Origin of the sequence: Rhizobium sp. YTUHZ044 (genome assembly GCF_051123975.1) — a bacterium.
Taxonomy (GTDB): Bacteria; Pseudomonadota; Alphaproteobacteria; order Rhizobiales; family Rhizobiaceae; genus Rhizobium.
In genome coordinates this window covers 211,153-225,268 of record NZ_CP101427.1, presented here as the reverse complement: position 1 = coordinate 225,268, position 14,116 = coordinate 211,153, and the positions used below count along the sequence as shown (strand labels likewise).

Below are 14,116 nucleotides of genomic sequence, written 5' to 3'. Positions count from 1 at the left end.
GCCATCACGCCAGCAGCACCTTCCCGCCCGTGCGGATGGGCAGGGCGGTACGCAGCGCCTCGCCGATCTTTTCCAGTGGAAACACCTGTCGCACTTCGGTGGCGATGACCTTCGCCGTGATCTGCGCGGCCACTTCGGCATATGCGCGCTGGACGTCTTCCATCGCTTCGGAATGGACCCATTCGCGCAGGTGGCAGAAGGAAAAGGCGATATCGAGATGGGGGGCCCAGAAGGAGGGTGGGATGCTCTCCCCCGACAGCAGGCCGTAATGCAGGAAATGCCCGCCGGGCCGCAGCGCATCGGCGAGGATTAAGGCGCGTGCGCCACCGACGCAGTCGAGCACCGCATCGAGCCCGTGCCGGCCCGCGAGGCCGGCGGCGAGATCACCGTCCGACCGGTCGACGATAACTGCCTCCAGCCGGCCGCTGAGGCGCGAGAGGGACTCTTCGCTGCGGACGATTGCGATCGGCTCGACGCCAACCGCGTTTGCCATGCCGATCAGGATGGACCCGATCGAAGACGCCGCGGCATTGATGGCGATGCGCATGCCGGGTCTCAGTCCGATTTTCTTGTGCAGCATCAGCCAGGCCGTCATCGGGTTGACGTAGCTCGTCGCCGCCTCGAGATCGGAAATCGCGTCGGGAACGCGAAGGCACCAGCTTGGGTCGGTGTCCTTGAATTCCTGCCAGCCGCCGGCAGTGCGCACCGGCAGGACGCGCGTCCCCGGCACAAGTCCGTGCACCTCTGCGCCGCATTCTTCCACCACGCCAAAGGCTTCAAAACCCGGAATGAAGGGCAGTGTTGTTCGGCCGGCATAGGCGCCCGAGATGGTGATGATATCTGAGGGATTGATCGATCGTGCCAGCAGGCGCAGCCTCACCTGGTCACGCGAGAGCGGCGCCAGTTCGGCGCGTTCGATCCCGACGACCTCCTCGGCCGGCCCGAATTTTCGCACGACCGCCTGATATTGCATTTGCATCCCCCACACAGTCGGTTAGAACACGCCGTCGAAATTTCGGTGATCGAATGAGCGTTGACGACAGGCCTTTAGCATCGTTCCGGGTCTCGATGCGAGACATCGACATTTATGGTCATGTCCACAACTCGGTTTATCTCGACTATTGCGAGGATGCGGTCGTCGAATTCCTGCGCCACCGCGAGATCCTCACCCACTTCCGCCACACCACCTCGGGCGTGGCCTATCACGTCAAGAAGGCGGAGATCACCTTTCACAATCCGATCGATGTCGACGACGTCGTCGAGGCGAAGGTCAGGGTCGAGAAGATCGGGCGGTCGAGCCTCTCCTTTACGATCGAGCTCTATCGCCAGCGCGATGGCGCCCATTGCGCCTCGGGCGGACTCGTCTGGGTCTGCGTCGGCCTTTCCGACAGCCGCCCGACGCCGATCCCCGAGGCCACCAGGGCCGCCTTGTCGCAGGGCTGACCATGCCGATCCATAGAGCGCTTATTCGACACGCCACGGAGAAACCGGAGAAGGCGGCGGTCGTGATCGACGGCCGCGCCTTGAGCTATGGCGAACTCTATGGCCGCGCCGGCGCGATCTACCGGTTCCTCCAAGCGCTTCCGCGCTCGAACGGCCGTTCATTCGATCTGCCCGGCGTCGAGAAGCTTGTAGCGGTCAGCCTCGGCAATCACATCGGCTTTGCCGAGTATTTCGTCGCCTCCACCGCGCTGGCGAATGCCTGCGCCGTCATCGATCCGGTGATGCCGGAAGCCAGAATCGAGCGTATCGTCGAGCGCCTGGCGCCCGACGTGCTCGTCGTCGACGACGCTGCGAGCCCGAGCGCCGAGATCGGCCGCAGGCTCGGCATTCCCGTCATCGTCGCCGGAGCCGAGCCCTTCGATCTCACATCGACGGGAGACGACCTTCCAGCCGATGCCGACGGCATCTTCCTGATCGGTTTTACCTCGGGTACGACAGCCGAGCCGAAGGCCTATTACCGCTCGCGCGAACAGTGGCGCCGGAGCCTCGACCGGGGACGGATCGTTTTCGAACTCCAGGACGCGCCCTCGACCCTGTGCCCGGGAGCTCTCGCGCACGGGCTCGCGCTTTATGCCCTGGTCGAGGCGCTCGATGCCGGAGCGACCTTCCATTCGGTGGGGAAATGGGATGCCGGAGCGGTCGCGCAGATTCTGTCTTCCGGGATCGAACGTCTGGTCGCCGTGCCCACCCATATAGCGGGCATCGCCCGGGCATGGGCGGGTGAGCCGATGGCGTCCTTGCGTGACGTGCTGACGGCCGGCGCCAAGCTCAATCTCAACGAGGTCGAATCCATGCGCCGCCTCTTTCCGAAGGCGCGCATCCGGGAATATTACGGCGCATCCGAAATCGGCTTCATGACGGTCTCGACACTTGTCGGCGGCGTACCCGATTTTCCGATCGACCGGGTCGGACGAGCCTATCCCGGCGTCGAAATTTCCATCCGCGACTCTGGGGAAAACGATGTCGGCGCCGATGTGCCCGGCACCATCTTCGTCAACAGCGACCTGATCGCCGACGGCTATCTCTGGGGCGACGACGGCCAGGCGTTCCGGGTCACGCCGGCGGGTGCTACCGTCGGCGATCTCGGCGAGATCGATGAAAACGGCATGCTGCGGGTGATCGGCCGGGCGGGCGGCATGATGATATCGGGCGGCAACAACGTCTATCCCGCCGAAGTCGAGAGCGCGCTCAAAACCTGCCCCGGCGTCGAAGATGCCGTCGTCTTCGGGTTGCCGGATGCCTATTACGGCCAAAGGATCGTCGCCATCGTCTCGGGCGAGGCGACGGATGCGAAAATGCTTGCCGAGCATTGCGCAGGCAGGCTTGCAAGGTTCAAGGTCCCCAAGCAGTTCTACCATATCGGCTCTTGGCCGATGACGAGCAGCGGCAAGATCGCGCGCGGGCAGGTAGAGGCATCGGTGATTTCGGGAGATGGTCTTGTCCTACGCCTATCAGCCTGACGAGGATTGGCAGCCGGTCGTGGTCGCCGCCTACCGCACGCCGATCGGCCGGGCCTTCGGCTCGCTTTCGACGGTTGCAGCCGAAGACTTGGCTGCGCCCATCATCCGCCGCATCCTTGCAGAAACGGGCGTTGCGCCCGACGCCATCGACGACGTGCTGGTCGGCAATGCCGCCGGCGGCGGCGGCAATATCGGCCGACTGGCGGCGCTCAACGCAGGCCTGCCCATGGAGGTTCCCGGTGTCGCCATCGACCGGCAATGCGGTTCCGGTCTGGAAGCGATCATCCTGGCCGCCCGGCTGATCCAGGCGAAGGCCGGTTCGTGTTTCCTTGCCGGGGGCGTCGAAAGCGTCAGCACCGCGCCATGGCGCGTCGAAAGACCGAAAGCCAATGGCGCCCTGCCGCGCTTTTACGGCCGCGCACGCTTCTCCCTCGAGGCGATCGGTGATCCCGAAATGGGCATTGCCGCCGAAAACGTCGCGTGCCAATTCGGCATATCGCGCCAGCGGCAGGATGAATTCGCCCTTCGCAGCCACAGGCTCGCCGTCGCAGCCGCCGAAGCGGGCCGCTTCCGGCCCGAGATCGTAGAGATCGCCACCGGCCACGGGCTGGTGGAACGGGACGAATGCCCGCGACCCACGACGTCGATTGAAGCACTGGCAAACCTGAAGCCCGTCTTCCTGGCCGACGGTTCGGTGACGGCAGGCAATGCCTGCCCGCTGAATGACGGCGCCTGCCTGGTGCTCGTCATGAGCCGCGGCATGGCGAAAAGCATGGGCATCGAAAAAGGCCTCGCCTTCATCGACAGCGCCGCCGCCGGCGTCGATCCCAACCTGCTCGGCATCGGCCCGGTCGCCTCGACGGATAAGCTTCTGCAGCGCCAGCCCGGCTTCTCGCTTTCCACGATCGATGCGATCGAATTCAACGAGGCTTTCGCCGCGCAGGTCCTGGCTTCACTCGATCAGCTGGATATATCAGCCGACGCGGTCAACAAGGATGGCGGCGCCCTGGCGCTCGGCCATCCGTTCGGAGCCTCTGGCGCGATTCTTGTTAGCCGGCTATATAGTCAGCTGGTGCGCGGGAATGACTGGTCGCTCGGCGCGACCGGTCTCGCCATGATCGGCATCGGCGGCGGCATAGGACTGACGGCGCTGTTCGAGGCGGTCAGGCTATTCTGAGAAGACAGCCATTCAGGCAGGTGCGCTGCCGGCTTCGATCCTCTTCTGATCTGGCTCGGTCATATCGGAAACCAAGGCGGCGCCGGCGCGGCGAGGGCCTGCGCGATCTGATCCCGGAGCCACACACTGCCGGGATCGCGATCGAAACGACGAAGCCAATACATGGTCACGTCCATTTTCGGCGAATCCACCGGAGGCATGAACACATCAAGCATCAGCCGGCCGGTCAACATGCGAGCGAAATGAACCGGAATGCTCCCCAGCATTTCGCTCGCTTCGACGGTAAGAGCGACCGCCTGGAAATGCGGTACCGTGACCATGACACGCCTGGCAAGGCCCAGGCGTGCAAGGGCGGGATCAATCGTCCCCGTCTTGCTGCCATCGGCGGAGCGCAGAACGTGGGGAACAGCGCAGAATACGTCCGCCGGTATGACTTCTCCTGGACAAATGCCATGATTGGCAAGGAGCGGATGTCCTCGCTTCGCAATGCATACCAACCATGATTGGAACATCTTGCGGCTGACAACCCATTCAGGCGGTTCGAGCGATCGATCAATAACAATGTCAGCTCGGCCGTCACGCAACATCTCGAAGACTTCGGATGAAGCATGATCGATCATCTGCAGGGTGGTGGACGGCGCCGCTTTGGCGACGCGCGCAGCGAGGGGCGGCATCAACAGCGAGGAAAAATAGTCCGATCCGATCAACATGAAGGATCGGGTAGACGTGGCAGGGTCGAATGCAGCATTCGTCGCCAACGCCTCTTCCATGCCGGCCAATGCTTGTCTTATCGGTTCACGCAGCTCAAGCGCCCGCGCTGTCGGCATCATCTGATTGCCTTCCCGGACGAACAATTCGTCGTCCAAGAGGGCGCGCAGTCTGCCCAACGCCGAACTCACGGCCGGCTGGGACAAGCCGACACGCTCGCCAGCTCGCACCGTCGAGAGCTCCGCCATCATGGCGTCGAATACACGCAATAGATTGAGATCGAGGGCTGAGAAATTCACGGGCTCAATATCCCTTATACGATCATTCAATTTCCGCGCTGCCGCTTCCGGCGATAGTTTTGGACAGCAGTATAAAACTCTATTCCATTCAACCTTGGAAGGAAATTGCGATGAACGTCGCTGGGCGCATCAGTCGGACCATAACCTGGCTGGGCACCGCCTACACCATCAATGTGGGAAGGATTGAGAGCGGCGGAATTGTCGGAGTTTTCGAAAGCACCGTGCCGGCGGGCGGGGGGCCGCCCGTCCACATCCATCACAATGAGGATGAGGTGATCCACGTCATCGAGGGCGCCTATGAATTCTGGCTGAACGGCGCGATCATCCCGGTTGCCGCGAGCAGATCAATCTTCCTGCCTCGAGGCGTGCCGCATACTTTTCGGGTGGCGAGCGCGTCTCCGGGACGCAACCTCACCGTCCTGACACCGGGCGGGCTGGAAGAATTCTTCATCGAGGCCGCTGTGCAGGCTCCGCGCCTACCGGAACACATGGATCGGTTGCTGCAGCTTGCGGGACGCTACGGTATCGAATTTCGCGGGCCGCCGGATTGGGACACCACCCGGGCGTCCTGACGACGGCGCCCTTCATCAACGATTGCAAAGTGCCTCTCCGACCCCTGGTACGAACCCAGCGCTTGAGCGCCTTCGTCTCCGTCGCGACGGAATCGAAGGCGGCTTGCGCGATCGTGATGACATTCCTCAGTTTCGGTTATCTGCACCGACGGCACGTCCGGCCGATACCGGATGAAACCAGCCTTGTCTGTTCCGACGGGACACCTCGACCACAGGTGAGGTGCGCTACTGCCTTGGCATAGGACGGCAGCGACCGAGAGAGAATGGTTCGAGCCCCCGATCCGGCGCATTCTCCTGCCGTCGGCTGTGGTCGGCCGCGCCGGGAATCCGCTCGGCGATTGTTCTCATGCCGATCAAGTCGCCTGCCCTACTGAAGAGGCAGTTTGCAGCTCATCTTAAAATCAACAGAGGACATTCCTCGTAAAGGACCAGGGAGATTACCATGAAAATCGTCGTTATCGGCGGCACTGGCCTCATCGGCTCGAAGACCGTGGAAAGATTGCGCAAGAAAGGACATGACGTTTTGGCGGCCTCGCCGAATTCGGGCGTAGACACGATCACCGGCAAGGGCGTCGCCGAAGCGCTTGCCGGGGCGCAGGTGGTGCTCGATCTCGCCAACTCGCCTTCCTTCGAAGACAAGGCCGTGCTCGAATTCTTCCAGACCTCGGGCCGTAACCTGCTGAAGGCGGGGGCTGCGGCCGGCGTGAAGCATCACATCGCGCTGTCGATCGTCGGCATGGAGCGGCTGCAGGGCAGCGGTTACATGCGCGCCAAGATGGCCCAGGAGCAGCTGATCAAGGGCTCCGGCATTCCCTACACCATCGTCCACTCCACCCAGTTTCATGAGTTCATGGCCGGCATCGCCCAGTCGAACACGGTCGGCCAGACCGTGCATCTGTCGCCGGCCTATCTGCAGCCGATCGCCTCGGACGATGTCGCCGACGTCATGGCGGAGGTGGCGCTCGCTGCACCGGTCAACGGCACGATCGAGATCGGCGGGCCCGAGAAGATCCGCCTGACCGATATCGTGACGCGTCTCTTCAAGGCGACGCACGATCCGCGGCAGGTGATGACGGATCCGCACGCCCGCTATTTCGGCGTCGAACTCGACGACACTTCGCTCGTCACCGGTCCGAATGCCCGGCTCGGCAAGATCCGCTTCGACGACTGGCTGAGCCAACAGTTGCTTCAGAAGAAGAGCGCCTGACGGCGAAGCGTCACCTGTCGAGCTATTCCCATCATCGGAGGAGACCAGACATGCTCAGGAAAATCATCTCGGCCGCGGCCATTGCGCTTGTCCTTGCCGCCGGCACTCGGGCTGACGCCGCTGGCGGCAAAGCCAAGGTGACCGTCGTCTTTGAGCAGAAGCTGCCCAATGTTCCCGGCAAGAGCATGAAGGCCGTGCTGGTGGAATATGAGCCGGGGGGCCAGTCGCCCGGCCATACGCACCCGAAGTCGGCCTTCATATACGCCACCGTTCTCGAAGGGGCGATCACCAGCAAGGTGAATGACGGGCCGGAGAAGACCTACAAGGCCGGCGAGAGCTTTCCCGAATTTCCCGGCGATCACCACGCCGTCAGCAAGAACGCCAACAAGACAAAGCCGGCGCGCCTGATTGCGGTGTTCGTGCTCAACACCGACGAGACGGAACTGACGACCGACGACAAATAACGCGCAACCGATGCCCGGCGCCGCCGGGCATCGGTTGCGCCGCCGTGTCAAACAGCCTGCAGCGCCAATTCCAGATCGGCGATCAGATCGTCCGGATGCTCGATGCCGATCGACAGCCGGATTGTCGATTCCAGCACGCCGATGCGCTCCCTGACATCGGCGGGCACGCCGGAATGCGTCATGGCGGCGGGGTGGCTCGCGAGCGACTCGGTGCCGCCGAGGCTGACGGCGAGCTTGAAGACCTGCAGCGCGTTCAGGAATTTGAAAGAGGCCGGCTGGCCGCCGCGGATATCGAAGGAGAAGGTCGAGCCGGCGCCGGTGCACTGGGCGGCGAAGGTGCGGCCCGCAGGCGAGTCTGTATCGTGGTAGGGGAGATAGTGGACCTTCTCGACCTTCGGGTGATCACGCAGGAAATCGGCGACGGCGCGCGCATTGCTGTTCGCCCGCTCCATGCGCAGTTGCAGCGTTTCCAGCGATCGGCCGAGCATCCAGCAGGAATGCGGATCGAGCTGCGTGCCGATCGCCCCGCGCAGCGCCTTGACCTGCTTGATGACAGCCTTCCGCCCGAGGACGGCGCCGGCAATCAGATCAGAATGGCCGCCGACATATTTGGTCAGCGAATAGAGAGAGATATCGGCGCCATGCTCGATCGGCCGCTGGAAGACCGGCCCGAGCAGCGTGTTGTCGCAGACGACGACCGGCACATGCCCCTGCCTTGCGCCGATCGCATCAGCCACGCGCCGGATCATCGCGACGTCGACGAGGCTGTTTGTCGGATTGGCCGGCGTCTCGATCAGGATCACGGACACGCGGCCCTTGCCGACCGCCTCATCCGCCGCCTTCTGCACCGAGGCCTCGCTGACGCCATCGGCAAAGCCAACCGCGGCGACCCCGAAATTGAGGAAGGTCTTCGCCAGCAAGGTTTCCGTGCCGCCATAGAGCGGCTGCGAATGCAGGATCGCATCGCCCGGCCGGACGAAGGCGAAGAGCGTGGTGGCGATCGCCGCCATGCCCGAGGAAAATAGCGCGCCGCTTTCCGTCCGCTCATAAACGGCGAGCCTGTCTTCGACGATCTCGCTGTTGGGATGATTGAAGCGCGAATAGACGAGGCCGGCGCCCTTGCCTGCCGGCGGCTCGCGACGGCCGGAGACATAGTCGAAGAAATCCTTGCCATCTTCGGCGGAGTTGAAGACGAAGGTCGAGGTCAGGAACACCGGCGGCTTGACTGCCCCTTCCGAAAGCTCGGGATCGTAGCCGTAGTTCAGCATCTGCGTTTCGGGATGCAGCGCATGATTGCCGATATGGGTTTTGGAAGGATGCGGGGCGGTCATGATCGTCTCCTCTGTCGAACCTGCCGAAGGACAGGATACATCAATTCGAGGAGCAGTCATCGAGACTGCTCTATTAACAGGGGAGCATGATGTCGTCCGAAAAACCGCTCACGCTTTTCGCCTCATGCTCAGACGCTCAGCTCACGATCTCGCCCAGGGTATCGGCGACATAGGCGCCGCGCGCGCCCATCGGCAACGGGTGGCCCGTCGTCGTGTCCCGCGCCGTCTGATGCTCCAGCTCGGCATTGAGCTCCGCGCCGACGATGAGAATGACGACGGAAAGCCAGATCCAGATGAGGAACCCGATCAGTGCGCCGAGGGTGCCGTAGGTCGCGTTGTAATTGGCGAAATGCTCGAGATAGAAGGAGAAGCCGAGCGACATGGCGGCCCAGGCCGCGGCGGTCAAGGCTGCGCCCCAGGTCATCCACCGTATTCTCGCCGGTTCGCGGCTCGGACCGAAGCGATAGACCAGTGTCACGGCCACGGCGACGACGGAGAGAAGCAGCGGCCATCTCAGGAGAAGCGCCATCTGCTCCTTGAACTGATCGAGCCAGAGATAGGAGAGCACGACCGGCATTACACCGACGAGCACCACCATGATTACGGCGAAGAGCATCGCGCATAGCGTGAAGCAGAGGCCGATCAGGTTCAGCCGCACGAGGCTGCGTTTCTCCCTCTCCTCATAGGCGACGTTCATCGCGTCGAAGATCGCCAGCGTGCCACTATGGGTGCTCCAGAGCGCAATACCGAGACCGACGAAAAAGGTTATGCCGAGCGTGCTCTCGCGGTTTTCGACCAGCGCCTTGATCTGATCGGCAAGCAGATCGAAGGCGCCGGGCGGCAGGAGGACAGCCAGTTCGCGCAGATGTTCGGAGATGGTGACGGGATCGGCGATCAGGCCGTACAGCGAGACCAAGGCCGCCAGAGCAGGAAACAGGGCCAGGAGCAGATAGAAGGTGACGCCCGCGGCAATGAGGGTGACCCGGTCGTCAAGGACCTCATGGAAGAGGCGCCAGAACACATCGCGAAGACCGCTCATCGGAATAGCCTCCGGCGTCGCCGCGCTGCGCCCATGATCATCACCCGACCAGCCGGCGGCCGCAGGCGGGGTGAGCGAACCGCGCTGCCTTGTCTGAACCAGCACGAACGCCCCGACCGCAGCCACCATCATCGCCGCAGCGAGCGGATATCTCTTGAGGTGGAGCCCATCAGCCATTACCCTATCCTCCGATTTGCTTCGGGGATAACGCCGGGTGCCGCTAAAGGATGCAAGCTGATGCTTTCCTGCGGAAACCCGGGGCGGGGGAGGGGGATCGCGGCGGCCAATGGCGCGCTTGAGCGAAGATCCGGCGCCAGCCTCGCGACCTACAAGCCACTGATCTTATTGGAACCGCGCTCCACTACGGAAGCGAATCGCGAGTTTAGTTTCGTTAGTGCGGTACAGATGATTTCGCGCGCGCCCAGTAGCGGCGATTTTAAGACCTTGGGGACGGCGAATTGACACGCCGCAGACCTGAATTCCGCCTGCCACCGTTTAAATCCGGCGCCTGCCAGGCAGCTGCGACCGGCAATCCGCAGCGTAGAGACGCTGCACGACAATGCCCCATAAACAATAGCGCCAGCGGCAACCGGCAGCAATAGCCGCGACCTCTATCGCGGGAAAAGATTGGCTTCACAGTGCTTGCTTTGGACGCCAGTCATTGAAGCATCCGCAATTTCCCCGGCGTCCCCTTGGCCGCCTCCAATGCGTATCGCCCGGAAATGTGCAGCCGTTCCGAGATAACGACATGAGGGAAGCAAGGCGCCAAGGCCGCCAACGACGTCTCTGCCGCCCAACGGACGGTCGGCGGCTTGGCGATCGATGCGCGAGCTACCCCGCATTGGCCGCCGTCGGCCTCCTGCGCGCTGGACAACATGTCCGGTTTTGCTGTCGTACCGGTCATCGGGAAATTCGATATTCCAGACGAGACGACGCAACGGCTCCGGGGCGATGTTTCGATACCCAAGCTCCTCCAAACGAAGCAGAAGCAGCAGATGATCGCTCTCGGCGACCAGCCCGGCATAGGCGACGAGCTGATACAGCGCCGGATGCATGGCGGCATAGGATTTGAACCCGAACGATGCGGCGATCGCCTCATTGAGGTGCGACGACTTGATGTGAGGATACTGGCTCCGCAGAGCCTTCTTCAGAGCGGCGATATTCGCAGGCGAGAACCTGATGGATGGGTTCAGCATATGGCGATCCAATGTCCCTGGCCGAAGTCTGCCAATTACGCTTCGACCTTGGTGAACATGGTCGTCGAGAAACTCCACTCGCCCTTCAACCCGGCAGCAGGTTCGAATGGGCTTCCAGGTTGAGACCTTAACCTGCGGACGCTTCTTGCTCAGGATATGGGATCGACAGTGAGGCAAGTCACCCACGCCAACTGCCCATTGCCTCACCAATTGGGATAGTCGCCCAGTCGGCCGTTGTCCGCGGACAACGGAGCAATCGCTTCGAGATCAGCTGGATCGTGCCGAGTCATGCCGATGGCGAGCAAAGGCTCTGTTTCGGATAAAGGACACACTTGCCATCAAGCCGGCATTCCGGCAGTTTCGCTGCATGGATCTTGCTGCCCTCGTCTCTCGCATACGCGCTCAATTTCGCAACTTCACTCAAAAACAACTGGCGAACTGTGTTCAGGGAGTAACCGAGATAAAGTTGCAGCTGAGCGAGGAGAGCAAGCCATGTCCTTTGACGCCGTCAGAGCCACATTCGGCAATTCGTCTTTCCTGATCGAGCACTTGATGGGGGACGGTGTCTTGATCCGGCATAACCTTGAACAACTGCCGTATGACGATCTCTCCAGATGGTTTCGATTGTGGTTGAGGGGATGAACGGCAGCCCCGGCCGCGGACGTATCCGCCGCGATCCATTCGATGCTGCTTCAGCCAGACTGCACCAACATCGATTTTGGCACCGCTCCTCCCAATGCCTTTTGGGAGATCCTGCAATTCTCGAAGCCGCCGGAGCGACGCAAATTGAAATCAGCAGCTCGCGAGCCGAAGCGGATAGGCTCGTTTAATCGGCTGATGATCCCAGGCCACATGGCGAGCCTCGTTCGTGCGGTGCTATTGAATCTAGGCAGGCACCTCGGCACGTTGTCCGCGGACAACGCCGTGCCCAAGCCCGACACGGCGCCGTGCCTGCAACATCATCTGTACGATATTGACGCAGCCCTTGGCTTGAATTCGCCGCATTGCGGCACTACCTCGTGACGAGCCGAAGCGCTGCCCCTCCTAGCTGCTTCGGCCCGATAGACAGCACTCCTCCTCCCATGCTGTCGGTCACTATCGAAGCCCGGCGCCCTCTCTCCCGCGCCGGGCTTCTTTCACTTTGACACCGAACACTCGCCGCGTCCTTTGAGGCCCTCGGGCGCGATCTTCCAACCCCTCTCGTCGGCTGCGGCGCTCGCCAACGGACATTCCAGCCATGCCGATACCTCCAAGCCGCGACATCCTCCACCGCCCTTGTACGTTGCCGTTGCTGTATAGTGGGGTCGTGCGATGGGGTGCGCATTTCGGGATGAGAGTGGATGGGCATGCCGTGGGGCACCCCTCTGGCCTGCCGGCCATCTCCCCAAATGGTGGAGATCGGCTGGGCGTGACGGCTTCCCCAAACAACTAAAGTAGTGTGATGGTCGCTGCCGCCTGAGAGGGAGCGACGTTCAGACCACCTGCCAATCTCCACCCTTGTGGGGGAGCTGACCGGCAGGACAGAGGGGATGCCACACGGCACGCCGCCCCCAAGAGAGCCTCATCCTTGTCGTTACCCGGCGCACGGTGCACCCATGCTCTTCAGACGCATCTCGAGTGCCGGTGCGATATCTTCCAACTCTTCTCACCAGAAACACCGAACGAGATCAACAGGAACAACCGAGGTGACAGATGAATAGACTTGCGCAATGCCATTGCGGGTCACTCCGCGCAAAGACATCAGGCGATCCGCTCATGGTGAGCGTCTGCCACTGTCGCGATTGCCAGCGCAGAACCGGCGCCGTGGCGAGCAGCGGTGCGATCTTCACGAAGACAGAGGTAACGGTCGAAGGAGAGCGGAAGGTCTTCGAGCGTGACGCCGCGCAGGGGCGCAAGGTTCGATTTCATTTCTGCCCGAACTGCGGCACGTCTCTCTACTGGGAAGGCGATTTCAACCCGGAACTCTGCGTCGTCGCCGTCGGTGCCTTCGCAGACCCGGCATTTCCGCCGCCCCTGGTTTCCGTCTACGAGGAATCGAGACATGATTGGTTTCAACTGCCGGATGGGATGAAGCATGCGCAACGCGGACTGGCTTCGCTAGCGGCCGCGGCCGGTAACGAATAGTCCGGCAGGTGAGCAAATCAACCCGGAGACGCGGTCGAGGCGCTTCCCAGGACAGAGCGGAAGAAGCACCCACGCGCAGTCGCGTCAGCTATGGGCGCCACGCTAGCTGATGGCGAAAGGAACAATTCAAGCATCATCTTCGCACTTGTAACGGGCAATCCAGCATCGCTCATTATCGACACCCACGATAAGTGACGGAAGCGAATGGCGATATTGTTTCCGCAACCGGATCCATCCAAACGAAAACAATACCTTATTTCTATCGACAAGGCACTGTGGCCGCCAACAGCGCCTTGACGCTTTCGGCATCAGGGGCGCAAATGTTGCGCCGATGGTTCGTAAAACCGCGCAGGCTGACTATTGTCCCACTATGCCGGGCTCGAGAGTTAGTGGAGCTAACGTCGCTATGAGCGTATTCATTCTCCTCTTGGGCTTTCCTGGCGTCGGAAAGCTGACGATTGCGAGAGAGTTAAGCCCGCTGCTGGATGCGAAGGTCATTGATAATCATTGGTTCAACAACCCGATACTGCGGCTGCTCGATGACGATGGAGCGACGCCCCTCCCGAATGGAATATGGGAATATACCGGAAGGGTCCGGCAAGCCGTCCTGGATGCGATCGTCGCCTATGGCCCTCCCACGGCGAATTTCATTTTCACACATGCCGGCATAGAAGGTGATGAGCGTAGCAATCGCACCTTTCAGCAGATTGCCGGCGCGGCGCAACAACGCGAAGCGCTGCTGGTGCCTGTGAGATTGCTCTGCGACGAGGAAGAGTTGGCGCGGCGCGTTGCCACACCGGCGCGTCGCGAGCGGTTGAAGTCGATTGACGTGCAGGTTGCCAGAGAGAGAGAAGCAGACGAGCCCAGGTCCTCGACCCTCAGCACCCGTTCACGCTGACTTTGGATGTCACCTCAAAGACGGCGGAAGCGAGCGCAGCAGCCATTCACAATCATGTCTTGAGTATCGCGCAGACGACGGGTTGGAACCCAGCCTCCGACAAAATATCTGCATATGCCAGATAGCTCGCCCCCCGGA

The 14,116-nt window shown here is 61.9% G+C and carries 13 protein-coding genes and 1 pseudogene; 9 read left to right on the top strand and 5 right to left on the bottom strand.

Annotated elements, in window-relative coordinates; translation table 11 throughout:
- Positions 1-4: 4 nt before the first annotated feature.
- Positions 5-973 (bottom strand): zinc-dependent alcohol dehydrogenase family protein, encoded by a 969-nt coding sequence (locus tag NL154_RS23925; protein WP_434734346.1) that lies wholly within the window; start codon positions 971-973, stop codon positions 5-7.
- 53 nt (positions 974-1,026) lie between these two features.
- On the opposite strand from NL154_RS23925, the gene NL154_RS23920 reads away from it, so the two are divergent.
- The 3 genes from NL154_RS23920 to NL154_RS23910 are packed head-to-tail and all read left to right on the top strand — an operon-like array spanning position 1,027 to position 4,140.
- Complete coding sequence (locus NL154_RS23920) at positions 1,027-1,443, top strand: acyl-CoA thioesterase (protein ID WP_221123504.1); 417 nt, start codon at positions 1,027-1,029, stop codon at positions 1,441-1,443.
- Positions 1,444-1,445: 2 nt separating this feature from the next.
- A complete protein-coding gene (locus NL154_RS23915; RefSeq protein WP_221147086.1) occupies positions 1,446-2,963 on the top strand; it encodes a class I adenylate-forming enzyme family protein in 1,518 nt (505 codons plus the stop codon).
- Positions 2,941-4,140, top strand: a complete 1,200-nt coding sequence (locus NL154_RS23910; RefSeq protein ID WP_434734345.1) for a thiolase family protein — start codon at positions 2,941-2,943, stop codon at positions 4,138-4,140. Before NL154_RS23915 ends, NL154_RS23910 begins: the two co-directional genes overlap by 23 nt.
- Positions 4,141-4,199: 59 nt before the next feature.
- Here NL154_RS23910 and NL154_RS23905 read toward each other — a convergent pair whose 3' ends face one another.
- Positions 4,200-5,147 (bottom strand): LysR family transcriptional regulator, encoded by a 948-nt coding sequence (locus NL154_RS23905; RefSeq protein ID WP_221147082.1) that lies wholly within the window; start codon positions 5,145-5,147, stop codon positions 4,200-4,202.
- Between the two features lie 110 nt (positions 5,148-5,257).
- On the opposite strand from NL154_RS23905, the gene NL154_RS23900 reads away from it, so the two are divergent.
- From NL154_RS23900 to NL154_RS23890, 3 genes are all read left to right on the top strand, one after another.
- Positions 5,258-5,719: a cupin domain-containing protein gene (locus NL154_RS23900; protein ID WP_434734344.1), complete on the top strand. Its 462-nt coding sequence runs from the start codon at positions 5,258-5,260 to the stop codon at positions 5,717-5,719.
- A 442-nt stretch (positions 5,720-6,161) separates the two neighbouring features.
- On the top strand, positions 6,162-6,926 hold the full coding sequence (locus tag NL154_RS23895) for an SDR family oxidoreductase (protein ID WP_210632069.1): 765 nt from the start codon (positions 6,162-6,164) through the stop codon (positions 6,924-6,926).
- Between the two features lie 50 nt (positions 6,927-6,976).
- A complete protein-coding gene (locus tag NL154_RS23890) occupies positions 6,977-7,390 on the top strand; it encodes a cupin domain-containing protein (protein ID WP_434734343.1) in 414 nt (137 codons plus the stop codon).
- Positions 7,391-7,437: 47 nt separating this feature from the next.
- Here the strand turns inward: NL154_RS23890 and NL154_RS23885 are convergent, their stop codons facing one another.
- The 3 genes from NL154_RS23885 to NL154_RS23875 all read right to left on the bottom strand — a co-directional run bounded on the left by NL154_RS23885 (position 7,438) and on the right by NL154_RS23875 (position 11,034).
- Positions 7,438-8,721, bottom strand: coding sequence for a cystathionine gamma-synthase family protein (locus tag NL154_RS23885; protein WP_221147080.1), 1,284 nt, complete (start codon positions 8,719-8,721; stop codon positions 7,438-7,440).
- 136 nt (positions 8,722-8,857) lie between these two features.
- Complete coding sequence (locus NL154_RS23880; protein ID WP_210632066.1) at positions 8,858-9,937, bottom strand: YihY/virulence factor BrkB family protein; 1,080 nt, start codon at positions 9,935-9,937, stop codon at positions 8,858-8,860.
- 434 nt (positions 9,938-10,371) lie between these two features.
- Entirely contained in the window at positions 10,372-11,034 is a 663-nt protein-coding gene (locus tag NL154_RS23875; protein ID WP_434734342.1) for a hypothetical protein, read from the bottom strand.
- A gap of 606 nt (positions 11,035-11,640) precedes the next feature.
- Between NL154_RS23875 and NL154_RS23870 the strand changes: the two genes are divergently transcribed.
- The 3 genes and pseudogenes from NL154_RS23870 (at position 11,641) to NL154_RS23860 (ending at position 14,103) form a co-directional block, all read left to right on the top strand.
- Positions 11,641-11,979, top strand: a complete 339-nt coding sequence (locus tag NL154_RS23870; protein WP_434734341.1) for a hypothetical protein — start codon at positions 11,641-11,643, stop codon at positions 11,977-11,979.
- 669 nt (positions 11,980-12,648) lie between these two features.
- Positions 12,649-13,080 carry a GFA family protein gene (locus NL154_RS23865; protein WP_210632064.1) on the top strand — a complete coding sequence of 144 codons (432 nt, stop codon included), beginning with the start codon at positions 12,649-12,651 and terminating at the stop codon, positions 13,078-13,080.
- A gap of 406 nt (positions 13,081-13,486) precedes the next feature.
- Positions 13,487-14,103 (top strand): annotated as a pseudogene (locus NL154_RS23860) (AAA family ATPase).
- Positions 14,104-14,116: the final 13 nt, after the last annotated feature.